The following is a 19812-nucleotide window of genomic DNA, read 5'->3' on the forward strand; positions in this document are numbered from 1 at the left end:
TGTATATTGGACGATTTGTAAAGTATATTAGCGGAAATTATTAGATAGAGAAGTCTTCTACGTAAACTTTTGCTTTTTTGATCCGTAGGTAAACAGTCTCCCCTGGCAATAAATTGAGGTACTTATAGGTTTCCTGTTCGAGTACAGACTCAATGAGGGTCCCTGTATCCACTCGTTTCAGTTCCACACGCACATTCCTTCCTGTCGAATGGATGTATTGGATCTCTGCTGCTATCCCTTGGTCTTTTTCCCGAACGATTTCCACATCATAAGGCCGGACATAGGCAACAGCATCGGACTCCTTGACGTTTTGGTGTTCCGATGTTTCGAGAGCCAAATTCCCAATTTTGGTTTTTCCTTCTTCAATTCGGCCATGGAATAGATTCACATCACCTAAGAAGTGAAAGACAAATGGAGACTTTGGTTTGTTGTACACTTCATCCGGACTTCCTACTTGTTCCAATTGGCCTTGGTTTAGGATCACAATCCGATCACTCACCTCAAGTGCTTCTTCTTGGTCATGGGTGACAAAAACACTTGTGATATGGATCTCATCGTGAAGCCTTCGCAACCAATTGCGTAATTCCTTCCTTACTTTTGCATCAAGTGCTCCAAATGGTTCATCGAGCAGGAGAAACTTAGGTTCGATGGCAAGGGCTCGGGCAAGTGCCACCCTTTGCCTCTGTCCACCTGAAAGTTCGTGTGGGTAACGGTTGTGAAATTTTTCCAGTTGGATGAGTGTGAGGAGTTTTGCGATTTTTTCTTGGATTTCCTTTTTGGAGGGCCGAGTTTTTTTGGGACGCACTTCCAAACCAAATGCAATGTTTTCAGCGATTGTCATATGGCGAAAGAGGGCATAGTGTTGGAATACAAAACCAACTTCTCCATTTTGGATTTTGGAAGATGACAGCTGTTCGCCGACAAAATTGACAGAACCCGAAGAAGGTTCTTCGAGACCAGCAATGATCCTGAGTAAGGTGGTTTTTCCAGAACCTGAAGGACCAAGTAGTGCCACAAGTTCTCCATCCGGGATGGATAAGTTTACATCTTTTAAAGCAGTAAAGGATCCAAAGTTTTTATGTACATTTTGTATTTCGATTGGCATATTAGGATCTCTCGGTTCGTTTTTCCAAAATCAATTTGAAGATTAAAGTGAGTAGCGATAAAAACACAAGTAAGGTGGCACAAGCAAAAGCACCCACTGAATCAAATTCATTGTACAACATTTCTATATAAAGGGGAAGGGTGGTGGTTTTTCCTCTGATGTGTCCACTGAGTACGGACACAGCTCCAAATTCTCCCATGGCTCTTGCATTGCAGAGTATGATCCCATACAAAAGTCCCCATTTGATATTGGGTAAAATAATCCGACGAAACAATTGGCCAAAACTTGCACCAAGTAACATTCCAGCTTCTTCTTCTTCCCGGCCTTGGCTTTGCATGAGGGGGATGAGTTCTCTTGCCACAAATGGAAAGGTGATAAAAACTGTGGCCATGATGAGACCTGGTGTATTGAACACAATTTTGATATTGTGTTCTGCTAAAAAATCTCCAAATGCACCTTGCCTACCAAATAACAATAAGAAGATGAGACCTGAGACTACCGGGGAAACCGCAAAAGGAGAATCAATGATTGTAATGAGTAGGTTTTTTCCAGGAAAAGAAAACCTGGTGATGGTAAAGGCTGCCGTGATACCAAAAACGGTATTTAAAACCACAGATACAAATGATACTTTGATGGTTAGTCCTATGGCAAAAAGTGCATATTCACTTGTGATCGCAGTGTAGTATTTTTCCCAACCTTCAGAAAAAGCCTCAGTAAATACTGTATATATGGGCAAAATCAAAAGGATACCAAACAATGCATAAGCGATTAGAATTAAAAAAATGGGCAAAAGTTTCAATTTCATGTGAGTTTTTTTGATGCCCTTTCTTGGAAAAAATTGATGAGGAACATAAAGAAAAACGAAGTGAGTAACATCACGAGGGCGATGGAAGTTGCCTTTTCAAATTCGTATTGTTCGAGTTTGGTGACGATGAGGAGAGGTAAAATCTCAGTTTTCCCAGGTAGGTTACCTGAAATGAAAACCACAGATCCATATTCGCCGATGCTACGAGCAAACGCCATGCCAGTACCTGCAAGTAAAGAAGGCCAAAGCTCTGGTAATAAAACTTTTCGGAAAGTTTGGAAGGGGGTTGCTCCTAGGCAACGTGCACTTTCTTCTAACTCTTTCGGTAGTTCTTCAATGACTGGTTGCACGGTTCTCACAACAAAAGGAAACCCGATAAAAACAAGGGCAATCACGATACCAATGGGAGTGTAGGCAATTTTGATCCCCCATTTGTCAAAAAAAGATCCAATGATGCCTGTTTGCGAATAAATTGTAGTGAGTGCAATTCCTGCCACCGCTGTGGGAAGGGTAAACGGTAAATCAATTAAAGTATCAAAGAATTTTTTGAATGGGAACTGGTAACGAACGAGGACCCAAGCAAATAAAAATCCGATGAAGAGATTGATGATGGCAGAAATGAAGCCAACGCTAAAACTTAAAATGAGCGCACCTCGGATGCGCTCATCAGTGAATACTTCAAAAATTCCGGTAAAACCAATCCCAAGGGAATGATAAAATAACCCGAGTAGTGGTATGATCACCACTGCGGACGAATAAAAAACTGTGAATCCTAAACTGATTCCTAAATGGACTTTTTTATACGGCCGCGTTTCAATTTGCATCATTTATTTGGTTTTGTAGATGGCATCAAAGACCCCTCCATCTGCAAAATGTTTTTTCTGAGCAGTCTCCCAAGTTTCACCTAAATCGGATAGAGAAAATAATGTGAGTTTGGGAAATTCTTTGGCAGAGGATTTTGCTGTCGCAGGGTCAATCGGTCTAAAAAAATGTTTCGCAATGATGGCCTGACCTTCTTTGGTAAAAAGGAATTCCAAATAGGCATTTGCTTTTTCTAAATTGCCTTTTTCGGTGGCAGTTTTTGTCACAACAGCAACCGGAGTTTCTGCTTTGATGGACTCAGATGGGTAAACCACTTCTAAACTATTATTTCCTGAACGTTTCACTTCATCTAACGCTAGTTTTGCTTCGTTTTCCCAAGTGATGAGAACATCGCCAATTTTACGATTCACAAATGTAGTGGTTGAACCTCTCGCTCCCGTATCCAGAACAGAGGTATTTTGGAACAGGGCTTTGACAAATTCAGTGGCTTTTTCATCAGACTTAAATTTCCGTTTTGCATAACCGTAAGCCGCTAAATAATTCCATCGAGCCCCACCACTGGTTTTTGGGTTAGGAGTGATCACGGAAACACCAGGTTTGACAATATCATCCCAATTTTTGATTTTTTTGGGATTGGATTTACGGACAAGGAAAATGATTGTTGAGTAGTAAGGTGTACTTTTATTAGGGTGTTTTGTTTGCCAATCTACATCGATTAACTTTGATTTTGTGGCAATGCTATCAATGTCGTAAGAAAGTGCAAGGCTAACAACATCAGCATCCAACCCATCGATGACAGCGCGGGCTTGTTTTCCAGATCCACCGTGAGATTGTTGGATCGTAAATTCTGTACCTTTTTTCTCCTTCCATGATTTTAAGAAGGTTTTGTTGATTTCTTCATAGAGTTCCCGCGTTGGATCAAAGGAAACATGGAGAAAACTGGATTCGGCAAGGAGAGAGGGCATAATCCCAAATCCTAAAAAAATGAACAATATGGCAGAAAAACTGGGTTTAAATGGGAGAAATTTGGTAAATTTTTTCATTTTTTTGTCCTTTTGGCTAATAAAACAAACTCATCCTCCAATTTAGTGAATATTTGTCAATGGAAAAATCTTTCCATTTTTGGGTCCAAAACCCTTTCCCGACATAAACAAGGAAAGGAAGAAGATAATTCTCTCAAGGAAATCTGGGGAAGTTCGATCCTTAAGGGAGAAGGCACCCCAATGAATGTAAACGTTGACAAACAAAACTTAATTCCTTTTCCCCAAGCAGAATTGAGACCGGGCAAACGTGACGGTGCCGATAACAACTATTTTGCGGTGAAAGAAAGTTTTGGGGAGATTTTGGAACGTGAATTCCAAATCCATTCCGAAACTCCGAAGTCACATTCAGAGTGGAAACCACTCAGTGCTGAATCAAATTCATACGATGTGTCCTCTGACCGAGTCAGTCCTCGGGAAACAGAAACCAAAACAAATCCAAGTTTGGATGCAAACCAATCCTCTTACGAAACTCCTTCGCATACAAAAGTAAAAGAAGATGGCAGTGATGAATCAGCAGAGGAAGAAGATTTAGATCGTGATGCATTGGAATACAGCATTGGCATTTTATCCAATCATAACCTTTTTGAAAAAAGTTTCCTTCCTGCAAATGAAGGAAACGAATCCTTATTAAAAGAAAAATCAATTGCTTCAGCCTTACAAAAATCAGCTGAAAAAAATCCATTATACGCTAATAAGGAATCCAAAAGTTTTTTAGAAGAAACTAAAAAATTAGCAGAGAGTTTATTGAAAATGGGACAAACAGATCCCAAACTGCTTTCGCAAAACTCCAAAGCTTCTCTATCCGAAACCATAGGTTCTAACTTGGTGGTGTTTCCAAATGCCCCAAAAAAAATGCAAACGGAAGGAAAAGAGAAAGAAGTAAAACCAAGTTCTATTACGATTTCGAAGAATGTAGAGAACATGCCGAACGGGATGGCATTAGCAAATTCCTTGTTACAAAAAGAGAAAGGGGTTCGCGGACTTGAAAATGAAACCCAATCAGAACCAACAATGCGTAAATTGGAGCAAAAAAGTAAATTTTCCAAAAATCATAAAACAGAATCTAATTTTGTAGATTCATCCACTGAAAAAGAAAATGCCGTCATCACATCTGACAAAATGATCCGTTCCCTTGGTTTTAAAGATAAAGAATTCCAAAAACAAAATGAAAACAAAAACCAAGTCCAAAACGAAAAACTTAAATCGGACTCTTCGTTTGTGAATCAGATTGTAAATGTATCGTCCTCCAAAATGGGTGATGAAAATGGTAAGTCGAGTGATGACAAAGGTTCTTCCAAACAAGGATTTAACTTCCAATTGGTGGAAAACAAACTCCATTCCAAAACCGAGTCAGTCAGACAAACAGAGAGAACAGAAAAACCAAAAGAAGCCAATATAAAACAAAATTTGGATGAGCTCATCAAACAAGCGAAGTTTGACATCATTCAAAATGGAAAGTCAAGTGCTGAGATCATCATGAATCCAAAAGAATATGGACGCCTTACCTTAAAAGTGACTGTGGATGGAGAAAAGGTAGAGGGACGAATTTTGGTTGAATCAGAAGAATTACAAAAATCTCTTCAAAACGAAATCCAATCCATTAGAGATAACTTGAAAGAATCTGGTCTCGACTTACAGGCGCTTATCATTGATTTATGGGATGATGGAAGCCAACTTGCAGAAAGGCAAAACCAAAACGAACTTTACCAAACCCTAATGGAAACGGCAAAAAATCGCACAAAATTGCAATCTGAAGTGAAGGATGAAGGTTTAGACTTAGATGGAATCAGAGAAAGAGAAGATTCCAAAGTATTAGAATTTTTCGCATAAAGAAAGAAAATCCAAAGAAATCGAGGACAATATGCCAGACGGAATGTTAGATATTTCTACACAAAATTCAGCAAGAACCAAATATTTTGAAGGGGATAGAAGTTTTAATATCCGCAAACATTTGGACCAATTGGAAAAAGAAGAAAAAAGTGGTTTGAAAGGAATTGAAATTCGAGAAAAACAAAAAGAGTTAGGGAAAGATGATTTCCTAAAACTTCTGTTAACTCAACTTTCTCACCAAGATCCAACAAACCCAGTACAAGACAAAGACTTCATCGCACAGATGGCACAGTTTTCTTCATTGGAACAAATGAAAAACATTTCATCTGGAATCGCCAGAATGGAATCAAAACAAAGTTATTCGGTCGTAGGTAAAATAGTATCAGGACCAGATTTAGTGACTGGAGAAGATGTCACAGGTTTAGCAGGTGCTATTCTTTTTGATAACGAAGGGAAAACATATGTAAGGGTAAATGGTAGAATGCTCGATGTTTCTAAAATTAATTTAATCTCTGATCCAGAGTTATTAAAATCAGAAACACAATTCCAACGCCAACCAAACATTCCAGAGATTCCTAACAATACGTTAAAAAAACAAGAAGCTTATCAGGATTAATTGAAAAAGGTCGATAAAAAAAGAGAGGAAAGAACGTTATGATGAGATCACTTTACTCCGGTGTTTCCGGATTGAAAAACCACCAAGTTAGAATGGATGTTATTGGTAACAACATATCTAACGTGAATACACATGGATTTAAAACAGAACGTGTTACGTTCCAAGATATGATCTCACAAGAATTACAAGGTGCTTCTGAGCCAAATGAAAGGATTGGGGGAACAAACCCAAAACAAGTGGGTCTTGGATCACTCATTGCTGCCATAGATAAAATCATGACACAAGGTGCTTTACAAACAACTGGAAAAAATACAGACCTTGCCGTATCAGGAGAAGGATTTTTTGTCGTTAAAGATGGAGACAAACAATTTTATACTCGTGCTGGTGCTTTTAACGTAGATAAAAATGGTTTTTATGTAAATCCTGCGAACGGACTTAAAGTACAAGGTTGGAATTCCAGACTTGATGAATCAGGAAACAAATACATTAACTCTGCAGGATCTCTTGAAGACATCGTGATCCCTCTTTATTCCAAAGAACCTGCTCGTGCTACACAAAATGTTGACTTCCAATCAAACCTGAATGCAAGTGTTGCCGCCGTTCCTCCTGATGCAACAGAAGAAGACATCCAACGTTATATCAATGATCCAGATCCTCGACAAAGAAGAGGCCATCTAACATCCATTAATGTATATGATGAACTTGGAAACACTCGCCAAATGGGTGTTGAATTTTACAAAATGCGAGATAACGTTTGGAAAATGCGTTTTAAATTGGAAGACGCAAGCCAAGTTTCGGTTGATGTGAATGGAACGGGTGGGGAAAACACAAGTGTATCTGGGAATACAGAACTTGAAGTTTCCTTCACACCAGATGGTAAAATCATCAGTGTATCTGACGGAGTGGATTCACAAACCACTGGCAAACTAAAAGCGGATATTTCATTTAGAATTCCTGGCAATCCAACTGCTCAAAAATTTAGTTTGAACCTTGGAGAAGCTGGACTTGTTGGTGGGATCACTCAGTTCTCATCTGACTTCACAACAAAAGCTGTGAAACAAGATGGATACCCAATGGGTTATATGGAATCCTTTTCTATCGATAACACGGGAACTGTCACTGGAGTTTTCTCAAATGGTGTGCGCCAACCTCTTGCCCGCGTTGCCCTTGCCAACTTCACAAACCCAGCCGGTCTTAATAAAGAAGGGGATACAATGTATAGTTTCTCTCTCAACTCTGGAGAAGCAAACATTGGGGAAGCAGGAAGCCAAGGTCGTGGAAAGATCAATGCTGGCCTTCTCGAGATGTCAAACGTTGACCTTTCTGACCAATTCACCGATATGATTGTGACCCAAAGAGGTTTCCAAGCAAACTCAAGAACCATTGTGACATCTGACCAGATGATCCAAGAAGTACTCGGACTCAAACGATAAGAGTAGTTGGAGAACGGGGGTAACCCCGTTTTTTCCTTGAATTCTGCAAAATTCTAAGAAAACTAGGTCAAACCAAACCATTTAGAATTTTGTCCATTGTCACGTTTTCAAAAAAATACCCTTCTCGTTTTCACACTCCTTGCGGCGATCGCCTATGCGCCGTTATACTATTCTGTCAAACATCTCATTAAAAAAGAATCATTACCCATTACCTTAGAAACTCCGGAGACGGTAGTGTTTTTTAGTTTGGGAGAATTTGAAACAAAAGGGGATGGTTTCGACCTCAAAACCATTCAGGTATCCAAACTGATTTTGGATTACCAACTGCAAAAAACTTCGGACGGAGTGTACTTAGGCATTCAATCTGAGATTTCCCTTGCGAAACAAAATCGTTCCGAAATGATTTTGGGAGGTATATGGGAGTTTAAAGAAAAAGGAATTTCTTTTACACCAAAACTTCGTTATGTGGAATCAAAATCCACAGTAGAAGGAAAATCAGTTTTTGTCAATTATGAGGAGCGCGGCTCTTTATCAATTGAAATCCAAAATTCTCTTACGAATCTTGTCGAAGAAACGATTCGATTGAACCGACTTATCAAACGGATTCCCGATTGGAATTTTGTCACTCAGGAAGACATTCTTTCCGAATCTGAATTCGTAAAACTTTCCGAATGGGAACCAAGTAGAATTTGGGAAGAACGAAAGAGTTGGATTCAGTCTTTGCCATTTAAGAACGAATTTACCGAAGCATTGTATTACAAACTTCGTTTGGAAAAACAAACGGAAGAGAATTTAAAAGACATTTGGAAAGAAGTGGGATCGAATCCCCGCATTCCCTCTGACTTAAAATTCCAAATCGCAAAAAACATTGCCGAATATTACTTCGGAAAATCAGAATATCCAAAAGCTCTCGAATACGCGAATGCTGCCAAACGCGAAAAAGAAACGAACAAACTTGTTTTCCAAAGTGAATATGCGGATGTAATTTCTCTGATTGGAAAATGTTTAGTATTGGATGGAAAAAAAGAAGAAGCAATTTTCTATTTAACTTCAGCCAAAAAGATTTATGAAACTTTAGGATTGTCTTTTGATCCAATGGGAATCCTAAATTCTTACTTTTATGGTTTATTACTGCATGATTTGTCCCAACTTGAACTTTCGGCTTACGAACTCTCGGCAATTCAAGGAAAGTTAGGTGATGTTTATCAGTCCATCTATTTAGATTATAATTTAGCACTGATATTATATAAATTGGGTCGATACGAAGGTGCTATCTCACTACTAAAAGAACAAAGAAAGAAAATTTTTGAAACTTCAATTTCTAATTTTGATATTGCCTTACAATCTTTATTATTGTATGGAGCTTCCAAATACCAGGAAGGTAATTGGAGCGTAGCCAAATCCGTTTGGGAATCCATCTTAAACGCGAAAACTACTTATGCAATTGAAGACAAACCATATTACCGATATACAGTTTTTAATTTGAGTATTTTGTCTTTGCAAAGGAATAATGTAGAACAATCAGAACAATATTACAAACAATATGTGAAACTTTCTCCTTATGGCCAAATCCAACCACTACCTTCGAATGTAAGTTTTGAAATCGGTAGGGTAATTTATCCTTATACTTGGACCGATCCAACCTCCAGTTTATTTTCTGACTTAGAAGAAAAAACCATCCGTTCTTATACGGGTCGTTATTTGTTCCAAACCCAAGATGAAGAAATTCGAGCAAGAACCTATGAAAATCGGTTGGAAGATACCAACTTATTTTTAGATGATTTACTAAATCCAAAGGCATATTTATCCAAATCGATGATGATTCTTAGAAAATCATTATTTGGTGATCTTAAACTTTATGAACGAGGGAACCAAGTTGTCTTTTTGGATATCGGACCTGGTTTGAACCATCCTGAATCTCCTGGAGTTACTTCGCAAGCTGTTGCAAAACATTTTCCAAAAATGGAGGTTGTACTTTGGGAATTACCAGGTGAAGTAGATTTGTTTTTGAAAAAGGTAAAAACAGAACTAAAAGAGAAGTTATATGGATTTTCAAATATTCGTATTTTATCTGCCGATGGGGTTGGCGATTTTAATTCAGAATACAATGACCCAAATCACTGGATCCTTAGAAACAGACCAATTCCAAGTTTGAAACACAAAACTATTGTCATACGTGCGGCAAACTCAATTGATATTTACGAACCTTATACAAAAATCCAACCTCATTTTCAAAATATTGGTAAGGAATTAAAAGACAATCCTGTATTGTATTTTTTTAATCGAAGTATCCTTCTCAAACCTAAAGGAAAAGAGAAGTTCATCCTGATTGGAAACCAATCTATACGTGGGTTCCATCATAATTTCCAAAGCTTAGATCGAAATGGAGAACCACCATATTCCATCCTTTCGTATGCCATCAGTGATGAGGTGATGCCATGATTTCATTAGAAATAGACTTTATCTTCTTTTTTGCTTCTTTGTTTTTTTTCTACCACTGTATTCAATCTGTTTACCATTCAGAAAAAAAGAATTTGTTACTAATTTACTGGTTTTCCCTTTCTCTGTTTACTGTTTTAATCATCCTTGGTTTAGTTAGATGGGGGATTTCAATTCCTGGTTGGGAAACCAAGTCTATATTTCGAATCCTAACTCTTGGCAATTTGGTAATGTTTTTCACCTACACTGCGTTAGAGGATCGAATTTTTACTTTTGGTAAGGCAATTGGATTTTTCTTCTTTTTTGTGTTGTATGTATTTTTTTCTAGCTTCTTTTTTTGGACAAATTTATTCCAATCAATACTCCATGCAGATGACCAATCCTTAATCCTACCATTCTCAATTGGAATTGGGGCATTTGTATGGTCGCGGGAAATGTTTTGGACAAATCCAAACTCTCTTGAATCAAAGTTAGAGGGTGAAACGTCCCCACAGTTGACCTTTTTGTTTTTACCGAGTTTTCTTTTTATTTTGTCTCCTTTCACTACCGATTACGGATTTGTGGAAATTTTATCTTCTGCAGTTGTTTTAGGCATTTCTTCTTTTGTAGGTTTTAGTTTGATCTCCCAACTACAAAAGAAAGCCATCCCAAAAGAGGCAGAATTAGGAATGTGGGTGGGTTGCATCAGCTTTTCCTCCGTTTTAGGAGTGGATTTATTCGTAAGCCTTCCGATTTCCTTTTTTGTAGGGATGTTAGGTCGCGGACTGTATTCGTATTTAGAATCCCTTCAGTGGTCAGAGTCAGGGAAACGCGGAGTGGTGTCTTTTTTGTATCCTTCTCTTTTGGGAATATTTTTGCCATTTTTGATTCTGGAACCAAAAGATTGGAACCATGCACCCTATGTCATGTTAGGAGTCCAAGTCCTATATTTTTTAAGTTTTTATCTGGTTTCTAGTTTGGTTTTTGGAATTCTTTTACTCTTCAAACCAAAGACAGATTAAATTTTTCAAAAAACAATCGACAGTGAATTTTTTGCTGTCGATAGTATTTCTGTGAACCAATCTTTGGATTCGAAATACATCATTACGGATGACCCCTTTTTTGAAGGTAAAATTGCCGATTATTCTAAAAAACTCAAAACCAAGGTTCTCACTCTAGCCGAATTACTAACCACAGATTTTGATTCCCAAGGGAAAATCATAAAAGTATTGTTTTACATCTCACGTTACGAGTTGGAAAACAAACACGAACAAATCCACCAATTTTTAAAAGAACATCCAACAGTGATGTCCAATATCATAGTTCGAGCCCCTATCGACTACACTGGTTATATGGCATTGTCCATTGAAGAAGATTTGTTTTTTACCAATGTCCCTGATGATGCGCCATTGATTTTTCTTATCAAAAACCTGGTCAATGCCTTCACCAGCTTACAAATGATTGTTGATAAGTTTGAACTTCAAAAACGTATCAACGTTTCTACTAATGAAATTTCAAAATTGACTAAGATTGGGATTAGTCTTGCTAACGAAAAAGATTTCACTAAACTACTTCGTGATATTTTGAATTCTGCGCGGGAGATATCCAATTCCGATTCAGGTTCCTTGTATTTGGTGGAAAAAGATGAAAGGGGTAACCCTCGCAATTTGCGATTCAAAATATCAGCCTTAGATTTGAATAGTGATGAATTCATTTTACCTATCAATAAAAAAAGTATCGCAGGTTATGTAGCGTTTACAGGAAAACAACTCAACATACCGAATGTGTACGAGCTCTCAGGCAAAGAAGAGTACAAATTCAATAGCGACTTTGATCGCATGAGTAATTATTATTCAAAATCGATGTTGGTGGTTCCGATGAAGGACCATCATGATGAAGTCGTTGGAGTGATACAACTCATCAATCGCAAAAAAAATTTTCAAACCAAACTAACATTAGAGGAAATGAAAACCAATTCTGTTTTAGAATATGATAAATATTCTGAAGAACTTGTGATGGCGGTGGCAGGACAAGCGGCTGTAGCCATACAAAACAATAATTTGGTTCATGATATTGAAACTCTATTCGAAGGATTTGTCACTGCTAGTGTATCTGCTATTGAATCTAGGGATCCGACAACATCAGGTCATTCGTTTCGGGTCGCACAATATACTGTTGGTCTTGCTGAATCTGTCAACGGAGTGCAAGTTGGTCGTTTCAAAGATGTTAATTTCAACGAATCCCAAATCAAAGAAATACGTTATGCATCCTTGTTACATGATTTTGGCAAGGTTGGAGTTCGAGAAAAAGTATTAGTCAAAGCAAAAAAATTGGAAGACTATGAATTGGATCTCATTCGTTGGAGATTCCAATTTATTTTGAAAGATGTCGAAGCAAAACTTGCACAAAAGAAAATTGAATACCTAAAAAAACATGGTAACAATGGTTATCTGCAGTTTGAAAAATCAATTCAATTGGAATATGCACTTGAAAAAGAAAAGTTGGAAGAAATGGTGCGTGTTATTACCGACTCCAATGAACCCACAATTTTAGAAGAGGGGAATTCTAACTTTTTAGAAGAGATTTCTAAAATGAGTTATCATACAACGGACGGTAACCAATTAAGTTTACTACTTCCAAAAGAATTTAATTTTTTATCCATTCGTCGTGGTTCTTTAGATTTTGAAGAACGCCGAGAAATTGAATCTCACGTAGAACATACCTTTCAGTTTTTATCCAAAATTCCATGGACTAGGGAACTCAAAATGGTTCCAAGCATTGCCCATGGCCACCATGAAAAATTAAATGGTTCGGGGTACCCTCGTGGATTGTCAGCGGTTGAGATCCCGGTACAGGCGAAAATGATGGCAATTGCCGATATTTTCGATGCCTTAACCGATCAGGATAGGCCATACAAAAAGGCAGTTCCGCTTGAGAGGGCGTTTGATATTTTAAAAATGGAAGTCCGAGACCAACACATTGATGGAGACCTATTGGATCTTTTTATCGAGAGCCGGGCGTACGAAAAAATTCATCATAAACATTAGAAAAAACAGGAAAAAAAGTTCGTCTTTTAAGGCACCTCCGAAACTTCTGTGTCTAAGCATTAGGAGGAGACATGAACCAAACTTTAAAGGGTCGCACGGTGATCATCACTGGGATTACTGATGCGTCCTCTCTCGCACTCGTTATCGCAAAAGAATGTAAAGACCAAGGTGCCAAACTGATTTGCACCGGACTTGGAAAAACTCCATTTCATAAAAATTTATCAGAAAACAGTATTAATTTTTTAGACCGCACCTATTCTGATTTTCAAAATACCGTCAAAAAGGAGTTAGGTGACGATGTGATCACTTTCCCACTTGATGTAACAATCCAAGAAAGTATTGATTCTTTTGCAGATTTCCTTAAAGAAAAAAAGGAATCCGTCCATTCCCTTTTACATTCCATAGCGATGGACAAAACCATCCGCCAAGGGAAAGTAAAACCAATTATGTCAGTATCAAGAGAAGAGTTTATGGATGCGATGAATGTATCTTCTTTTTCCTTACTTGCCATTGTCCAAAGTCTTTACAACAGAGAACTTTTGGTGAAAGGCGCATCCATCGTTGCACTCAGTTATTTGGGTGCTGAAAAAGTTGTGGTTCATCCATATAAAAACATTGGTGTTGCCAAAGCTGCGCTTGAACGTCTTGTGAAAGAAATGGCGATGGAACTAGGAAAGGAAAAAGAAATCCAAGTGAATGCTATTCGATTTTCTCCTTACCGAGCAAGTAAAGCAGGTTCTGCGATTGAAGGTTTGGAAGAGGCAGAAATCCATTGCAATGAGTCTTCTCCTTTAGGAAACGCTAAAGCAAAAGATTTGGCAGAAGAAGTCTGTTATTTGTTTCGACCCTCAAATCGCATCACGGGGGAAATACGTCATGTGGATGGTGGTTACCACATTCGAGGATAAAACTTTTCACACCTGTTAACCAAAGTTAGCTTGTACCAAGTGAACAAAATGGTTTCCACGTTCCTCGAAATTTTTGTACAAATCAAAACTTGCCCCTGCTGGTGAAAAAATCACTGTCAGGGGTAAGTTTTGCGATTTTCTATCTCTTTCCACGATCCATTGGGTTACATCAATTTTGACTTTTTCCAAAACTGAAGGAAGGTCATCAAAATAAAAAACAGGCAAACCCACATGGTTTAACTCCTCTTTCCATACTTCTATTGCCTTTCCAAATACATACAAGGGACATTCCAATTCTTTCCAACGGTGAAGAAATGGTTCTAGTGGTTCTACTTTGGGGATGCCACCTAATATCAGGTAAAGTGGATTCCCTTTTTGGAATCCCGAAATACCAGATAACATGGAGTGAAGGTTAGTGGATTTTGAGTCGTTGATAAATCGAATGTGTTTGTACTTTGGATTTAAACTTTCGGTTGGAATGGATTGGAACCGATGTGGCAATCCTTGGAAAGTTTCCAGTTGGGACTCGATATCATCTTTATTCATTCCCACTGATTCGCAAAGGGCAATGGCAAAACATAAATTCATTAAATTATGTTTTCCTTTGAGTGGGAAATTTTTTGCATCATATACATTTGTTTTTGTAAGGATTTGATTTGGATTTTGGCTTATAAAATAAGATTCTCCTTCACCAATCAAATGTAATTGATCCGAGATTGGTTTCGGAAATGGTGTATAGTTAAAAAAGTTTGGATTTACAAAACAATTGTGATGGGTATCATCTAGATTTTGGATTTTCCATTTGGCAAGGGCATAATTTCCCATCGTTTTGTGTCTTTCTAAATGATCGGATGCTAAATTTAAAATTGCAGATGACGTCAATTTTAAGTTAGGTGAGTCCTCAAGTTGGTAACTTGATAATTCCAAAACCACAATTTCAATGTCCTCACGACAAAACGATGTGAAAGGAACTCCAATGTTTCCTCCCATTTTGGCATTTGGGAATTTTTTTTGTAAGAGGTGGAAAGTTAGTGCCGTTGTCGTTGATTTGCCATCGGTTCCTGTAATGCCAATGATCTTTCCTTTAAAAAAGATTCTACCTAAACTGATTTCACTTAAAATGGGAATCTGTTTATTCTTTGCCATTTCTAAGATGGGATGATTGGGAAGGATTCCTGGGCTTTTGATCAGGCAATCGATACCTTGTAAAGACTCATGTGGCACATTGTCTGACAAAACATTTGTGTACAATTCTCGATTGGCTTTTTCAGGGCTACGATCGGCGAGGTTTACTTTTTTACCGAGTGAGCGGAGAAGTTTTGCTGCGGAATCACCTGATGATCCACCCCCTAGAATCAGGAAAGAGTGAAGGTTTTGTAGGTCAGAAGGACTTGGAATGGAATCAGAAAACATTGATTGACACTCCGCTAAAATACGATGATTTTGTAAAATCATATCAGGTTGGGTAAATCGGTGCTGAAACACGAAGTGAAAGACGGAAAACTAGTCGTTTATTTGGAAGGTCGATTGGACGTTTCTGTGGCAAATGAAGTGGAAGAGGGACTTACAGAACTCATTGATTCTTTGGGTCATAGAAAGGTTCTCCTCAACATGAAAGACGTGGAGTATATGTCTTCTTCTGGGTTTCGCGCTTGTATCTCTACCTTACGTAAACTCAACTCCAAAGAGGGATCTCTCAAGATCTCCAATATCAAACCAGCTGTGAAACGGATTTTTGATGTCATTGAACTCACTTCTTTATTCGATATCCATGATACAGAAGAAGCTGCGTTAAAATCATTTTAACCAATCGATTTGAATCCTATTTTACATAAAATTGTAGAAACAAAACATTCTGAAATCCAAGGAAGTCGTGGGAAATCTTTGCCCACGAGATCGATTCCCATCCGAGATTGGAAATCTCACCTCAAAACAAGCTCTGTTTCCGTAATTGCCGAGTGCAAAAAAGGAAGTCCAAGTGCCGGAGTCTTAAGGCCCAATTATGACCCAGTGATGATTGCCAAAGATTATGAGGCAGCCGGAGCTCGTGCAATCTCTGTACTCACAGACCAATTGTATTTTTTTGGATCCTTGGGAGATTTAGAATCAGTTGCTAATTCTGTTTCGCTCCCGGTCATTCGAAAGGATTTTATTTTAGATCCCATCCAGATTGATGAAGCGTATGCTTATGGAGCTTCTGCAATTTTACTCATTGTTCGCATCCTAACACCGGATCAACTTCGATCCTTACTTGCACATGCAAATGGTTTAGGACTTTCTGTGCTTGTGGAAACTCATAACGAAAGGGAAGTGAACATTGCCCTCGATGCAGGTGCAACTACAATCGGAATCAATACAAGGGATTTAGATACATTTGAGATCCATAAAAATTTAATCGAAGAAATTGCCCCGAAACTAGATCCTTCCATCATTCGTGTGGCTGAATCTGGAATCGAATGTTATGAGGATTGGCAAAAATATAAAGGAATGATCGATTCGATGTTAGTTGGTACATTTTTCATGAAAAGCCAAAACATCAAACTAGATTTCCATAACTTATTGCATGGAACAAAATAAACTGTTCGGAACAGTATATTAAATTTTAAATTTATCATTCTTAAGAAATCAAAGATTTTAAGGTTGTATTTTCTTTTTTTTCCCAATTCATTTGGAAGTGGGTAGAGCCAATTATGCGTTGGAAGTCAATATTTCAGGCCATATTCCTATTTAGTATCTATATTGCCACGGCGAAATTAGGAATGTCTTATTTTGCCTTCCATCCAATGAATTTAGCTGTCCTATGGATTCCATCTGGCATTGGTCTCATCGGATGTTTGTTTTTTGGTTATAAATTCATTCCCGTTGTATGGCTTGCTAGTTTTCTTGCTAATAAAGATGGTCTCATCAGTAGCCAACATAATCTTACAAGTTTCCAATTGTATTTAAGTATTTGGTTAACATCTGCCGTTGACGCATTCCAATCCACACTTGCTTATTATTTTTGGAACAAAAAGATTCGCAAAAATCTCACATCATCGAAAGATAATTTTTATTTCATTGTATATGTTGCCTTTTTATCAAGTTTGATTTCAATCTTAATTATAGGTGTTATCTTAAATTCGTTTGGTTATTTTTATAAACTATCCGATTCTGAAATTTTTAGAACCTTACTAGTGATCACCTTTGGAGATACCATCGGAATTTTTATCACAGTCCCTTTGTTTATGGCTTGGAGGAAGGTTGTCTGGAAGGAAATTTCTCCAAAGCTAATTCTGTGGATAGTTGTTTTTGTATTCATTCAAGGAATCATTGTATTTCAATTTCCATTTTTATTCTTTTTATCATTTTTGATTTTGATTTACATTGGATATAAATTCCAAATCAAAGGAGTCACTCTCGGCGTTTTGTTTTTATACTTATCAAGTGTGATTATGACCAAGATGGGAGTTGGTCCCTTCATCCAACCGGGGACATTTGATTCTTATATTTATCTCATTTCATTTCTGATCCCATTTGCAATCCTTGCTGAATTTATTACCCTACAATACCAAAGGCTCCTTGCCAATCGGTTTGAACTCGAAAAAAAAGTTTTGGATCGTACCAAATTGTTAAGAGCTCAAGTCTACGAAAAAAACCAAGCCATCGACGCCTTACATAAATCAGAAACTTTGTTAAGTGAATCGAATCGTACAAAAGATATCTTTTTTTCTATCATTGCTCATGATTTACGAAATCCGCTTGGTTCCTTCAAACAAATTACTGAACTATTGTATTCAGAATTTGATACATATTCTAATTCCGAAAAAAAAGAAATTATATTTGAAATCCAAAATGCGGCCTCTCGGGTATATAGTCTTCTTGTTCAGCTGTTAGATTGGGCACGGACCCAAACAGGAAATATGCCCTTCCGACCCAAGGAAATTAATTTACGATCCATTGTATCCAAAATCACCGAGCAGATGTTAGCATCAGTTCAAAAAAAAGGAATTCGATTAGCAATTGAAATCCCTGAAAAGTTTTCATTTATTTATGCTGACTCTGAAATGATCCAAGCAGTGCTTCGGAACTTGATTTCGAATTCGATCAAGTTTACAAGTGAAAATGGTTTCATTCAAATTTCTGCTTCTGAAGAAGAAGATGGAGTGAGGATTGAATGTAAAGACAATGGAATTGGTATGGACAGTGCTGATTTGGAAAAATTATTCCGTTTGGACGCTCAATTGACAAGTATTGGTTTGGAAGGAGAAAAAGGCACAGGACTTGGTCTCATATTATGCCATGAATTTATCAAATTGCATGGGGGAGAGATTTGGGCTACCAGTGAAAAAGGGAAAGGAACAACTGTTAGTTTTCGATTACCAGATCCGAAATAAGTTTAATTTGCGCCATCATTAATGAAATTCGATTTATCAAGATATGGCAGATATACGATAAATTTTGTATTTCCTTTTTGCGATTTGACATCAATGATTCCTTTGTGTTTTTCGATGATTTGTTTTGAAATATACAAACCAAGTCCAGTGCCTTGTCCTATAGGTTTTGTGGTGAAAAAAGGATCAAAAATTTTATCCAAAATTTCTTTTGGAACTCCAGGACCTGAATCCTCAATACTCACATAGGCAAATTGATTATTTTTAAGAATGGTTTGGTTGATTTCAATTGTTAGTTTTCCTTTCCCATTCATGGATTGTATTGCATTTTGAATCATGTTAGTCCAAACTTGGTTGAGTTCATCCGGATAACAATCTATAGGTGGTATGTTAACAAAATTAGTTTTTAATTCTATACCGTGTTTAATCGAACCTTGCAGAATTGTCAAAATTTGTTGTAGGGAATCAGACAAATTGATGGTTTTGAGTTCAGCTTTTGGATCAAAATGTGTGAAGTTTTTTAAAGCTTGTGCAATTTTAATAGCACGGTTTGCGGAAGTTTGGATTGCATTGGTTCCTTGTAAAATGCTTACAATTTTTTCTGCCAACAGTACGAGAGAAATCGAATTATGTTTGCTTAAAATTTGAATCCATTCACTAGGAATTTCTTTGATTCCTACGTTTGTAAATAAGTCTGCATATTGGTCTCCATAAGAAATTTGTTTCTCTTGGAAAAGTTGCATGAACTCAGATTTTCGGTGACGGTATTCAGTTCCCGAGGGTAAATCATTTTCTAAAATTGCGTGTTCTACAAGTGATAAAATGAAAGGATAACTGTTTTTGGAAATAGACTCAAGGTTGGGAATTTGTCTAAAAAAATCGGTTATATTTTCTTTGATTGAGTCACTCGTTAAGATAACAGCACTGAGTGGTGAATTGATTTCGTGTGCAACACTCGTGACTGTCATTCCAATGGATGAAAGTTTTTCGGATTGGATCAATTGGAATAAAACATCTTTAAATTTGATTTCTGCAGAAACGATTTCTCCCGAAATATGTTTTGATAAAAAGAGGGATTGGAAAAAAACGAATAACAATAACCCGATATTTAAATACAAGGTCCCTTGTTTGTGGAGCAAAGTTAAAATGATATCATTGGTGGCGGCAATGATGAGTAAGATTACTGATAAACCTAGGTAGGTTGAACCTGATCGAATGTCTTTTATATAACGAAAGATCAAGTAAAAAAGGATCACGAGAGCAATTATAATCAAACATAATACATAAAAATGATAACTGCTGATGGATTGGATGCTTCCGAAAATTGTATTCAATATCGGGATTAGGATTACAAGTGAATACCCATAAATTATATTTTGGTGTATGTATTCCTTAGTCAAACAGTGGATGTACAT

Annotated in this window: 15 protein-coding genes and 1 pseudogene (1 of these 16 cut by a window edge); 10 read left to right on the forward strand and 6 right to left on the reverse strand. The window is 37.4% G+C overall.

Annotated features, from left to right (window positions below; translation table 11 throughout):
* Nucleotides 1-40: 40 nt before the first annotated feature.
* Genes LEP1GSC202_RS11570 through LEP1GSC202_RS11585 form a run of 4 tightly spaced genes read right to left on the reverse strand, consistent with a single transcriptional unit; the run spans nucleotide 41 to nucleotide 3775 of the window.
* A complete protein-coding gene (locus LEP1GSC202_RS11570; protein WP_015677858.1) occupies nucleotides 41-1105 on the reverse strand; it encodes a sulfate/molybdate ABC transporter ATP-binding protein in 1065 nt (354 codons plus the stop codon).
* A gap of 1 nt (nucleotide 1106) precedes the next feature.
* Entirely contained in the window at nucleotides 1107-1910 is an 804-nt protein-coding gene (gene cysW, locus LEP1GSC202_RS11575; RefSeq protein ID WP_015677836.1) for a sulfate ABC transporter permease subunit CysW, read from the reverse strand.
* The gene (cysT, locus tag LEP1GSC202_RS11580; RefSeq protein WP_015677845.1) at nucleotides 1907-2734 is read right to left on the reverse strand and encodes a sulfate ABC transporter permease subunit CysT; all 828 of its coding nucleotides are present in this window, start codon (nucleotides 2732-2734) and stop codon (nucleotides 1907-1909) included. Before cysT ends, cysW begins: the two co-directional genes overlap by 4 nt.
* A gap of 3 nt (nucleotides 2735-2737) precedes the next feature.
* The gene (locus LEP1GSC202_RS11585; protein ID WP_015677848.1) at nucleotides 2738-3775 is read right to left on the reverse strand and encodes a sulfate ABC transporter substrate-binding protein; all 1038 of its coding nucleotides are present in this window, start codon (nucleotides 3773-3775) and stop codon (nucleotides 2738-2740) included.
* 180 nt (nucleotides 3776-3955) lie between these two features.
* Here LEP1GSC202_RS11585 and LEP1GSC202_RS11590 point away from each other — a divergent pair, with 180 nt between their 5' ends.
* The 7 genes and pseudogenes from LEP1GSC202_RS11590 to LEP1GSC202_RS11620 all read left to right on the forward strand — a co-directional run bounded on the left by LEP1GSC202_RS11590 (nucleotide 3956) and on the right by LEP1GSC202_RS11620 (nucleotide 14027).
* Nucleotides 3956-5605 carry a flagellar hook-length control protein FliK gene (locus LEP1GSC202_RS11590; RefSeq protein ID WP_015677842.1) on the forward strand — a complete coding sequence of 550 codons (1650 nt, stop codon included), beginning with the start codon at nucleotides 3956-3958 and terminating at the stop codon, nucleotides 5603-5605.
* 43 nt (nucleotides 5606-5648) lie between these two features.
* Nucleotides 5649-6176: pseudogene (locus LEP1GSC202_RS11595) on the forward strand (flagellar hook capping FlgD N-terminal domain-containing protein); the annotation flags it as partial.
* Between the two features lie 83 nt (nucleotides 6177-6259).
* The gene (gene flgE / locus LEP1GSC202_RS11600) at nucleotides 6260-7654 is read left to right on the forward strand and encodes a flagellar hook protein FlgE (RefSeq protein WP_039928926.1); all 1395 of its coding nucleotides are present in this window, start codon (nucleotides 6260-6262) and stop codon (nucleotides 7652-7654) included.
* A 96-nt stretch (nucleotides 7655-7750) separates the two neighbouring features.
* Nucleotides 7751-10096, forward strand: coding sequence for a tetratricopeptide repeat protein (locus LEP1GSC202_RS11605; protein WP_015677952.1), 2346 nt, complete (start codon nucleotides 7751-7753; stop codon nucleotides 10094-10096).
* Nucleotides 10093-11094, forward strand: a complete 1002-nt coding sequence (locus LEP1GSC202_RS11610) for a hypothetical protein (RefSeq protein WP_015677905.1) — start codon at nucleotides 10093-10095, stop codon at nucleotides 11092-11094. The genes LEP1GSC202_RS11605 and LEP1GSC202_RS11610 overlap by 4 nt, the downstream gene beginning before the upstream one ends.
* A 51-nt stretch (nucleotides 11095-11145) precedes the next feature.
* Complete coding sequence (locus LEP1GSC202_RS11615) at nucleotides 11146-13119, forward strand: HD family phosphohydrolase (RefSeq protein WP_015677940.1); 1974 nt, start codon at nucleotides 11146-11148, stop codon at nucleotides 13117-13119.
* Between the two features lie 71 nt (nucleotides 13120-13190).
* Entirely contained in the window at nucleotides 13191-14027 is an 837-nt protein-coding gene (locus LEP1GSC202_RS11620; RefSeq protein ID WP_015677899.1) for an enoyl-ACP reductase FabI, read from the forward strand.
* Nucleotides 14028-14042: 15 nt separating this feature from the next.
* On the opposite strand, the gene murD is transcribed toward LEP1GSC202_RS11620, so the two are convergent.
* Nucleotides 14043-15440, reverse strand: coding sequence for a UDP-N-acetylmuramoyl-L-alanine--D-glutamate ligase (gene murD / locus LEP1GSC202_RS11625; protein ID WP_015677891.1), 1398 nt, complete (start codon nucleotides 15438-15440; stop codon nucleotides 14043-14045).
* A gap of 60 nt (nucleotides 15441-15500) precedes the next feature.
* Here murD and LEP1GSC202_RS11630 point away from each other — a divergent pair, with 60 nt between their 5' ends.
* The 3 genes from LEP1GSC202_RS11630 (at nucleotide 15501) to LEP1GSC202_RS11640 (ending at nucleotide 18400) form a co-directional block, all read left to right on the forward strand.
* A complete protein-coding gene (locus tag LEP1GSC202_RS11630) occupies nucleotides 15501-15833 on the forward strand; it encodes an STAS domain-containing protein (RefSeq protein WP_015677850.1) in 333 nt (110 codons plus the stop codon).
* A gap of 9 nt (nucleotides 15834-15842) precedes the next feature.
* A complete protein-coding gene (locus tag LEP1GSC202_RS11635) occupies nucleotides 15843-16604 on the forward strand; it encodes an indole-3-glycerol-phosphate synthase (RefSeq protein WP_015677915.1) in 762 nt (253 codons plus the stop codon).
* 113 nt (nucleotides 16605-16717) lie between these two features.
* Nucleotides 16718-18400 carry a sensor histidine kinase gene (locus LEP1GSC202_RS11640; protein WP_039928931.1) on the forward strand — a complete coding sequence of 561 codons (1683 nt, stop codon included), beginning with the start codon at nucleotides 16718-16720 and terminating at the stop codon, nucleotides 18398-18400.
* Nucleotides 18401-18402: 2 nt separating this feature from the next.
* On the opposite strand, the gene LEP1GSC202_RS11645 is transcribed toward LEP1GSC202_RS11640, so the two are convergent.
* Nucleotides 18403-19812: the 3' portion of a sensor histidine kinase gene (locus LEP1GSC202_RS11645; protein WP_015677877.1), read on the reverse strand. The gene runs 831 nt beyond the window's last position; 1410 of the gene's 2241 nt are visible here — the last part of the coding sequence; the start codon falls outside the window, past its right edge — the gene reads right to left on this strand; the stop codon is at nucleotides 18403-18405.

Origin of the sequence: Leptospira yanagawae serovar Saopaulo str. Sao Paulo = ATCC 700523, assembly GCF_000332475.2 — a bacterium.
Taxonomy (GTDB): domain Bacteria; phylum Spirochaetota; class Leptospiria; order Leptospirales; family Leptospiraceae; genus Leptospira_A; species Leptospira_A yanagawae.

Coding starts and splice junctions, on each gene's coding strand:
- LEP1GSC202_RS11640 (WP_039928931.1), top strand. CDS start 16,718: ATGCGTTGGAAGTCAATATTTCAGGCCATATTCCTATTTAGTATCTAT.
- LEP1GSC202_RS11590 (WP_015677842.1), top strand. CDS start 3,956: ATGAATGTAAACGTTGACAAACAAAACTTAATTCCTTTTCCCCAAGCA.
- cysT (WP_015677845.1), bottom strand. CDS start 2,734: ATGCAAATTGAAACGCGGCCGTATAAAAAAGTCCATTTAGGAATCAGT.
- cysW (WP_015677836.1), bottom strand. CDS start 1,910: ATGAAATTGAAACTTTTGCCCATTTTTTTAATTCTAATCGCTTATGCA.
- LEP1GSC202_RS11585 (WP_015677848.1), bottom strand. CDS start 3,775: ATGAAAAAATTTACCAAATTTCTCCCATTTAAACCCAGTTTTTCTGCC.
- LEP1GSC202_RS11570 (WP_015677858.1), bottom strand. CDS start 1,105: ATGCCAATCGAAATACAAAATGTACATAAAAACTTTGGATCCTTTACT.
- murD (WP_015677891.1), bottom strand. CDS start 15,440: ATGTTTTCTGATTCCATTCCAAGTCCTTCTGACCTACAAAACCTTCAC.
- flgE (WP_039928926.1), top strand. CDS start 6,260: ATGATGAGATCACTTTACTCCGGTGTTTCCGGATTGAAAAACCACCAA.
- LEP1GSC202_RS11620 (WP_015677899.1), top strand. CDS start 13,191: ATGAACCAAACTTTAAAGGGTCGCACGGTGATCATCACTGGGATTACT.
- LEP1GSC202_RS11610 (WP_015677905.1), top strand. CDS start 10,093: ATGATTTCATTAGAAATAGACTTTATCTTCTTTTTTGCTTCTTTGTTT.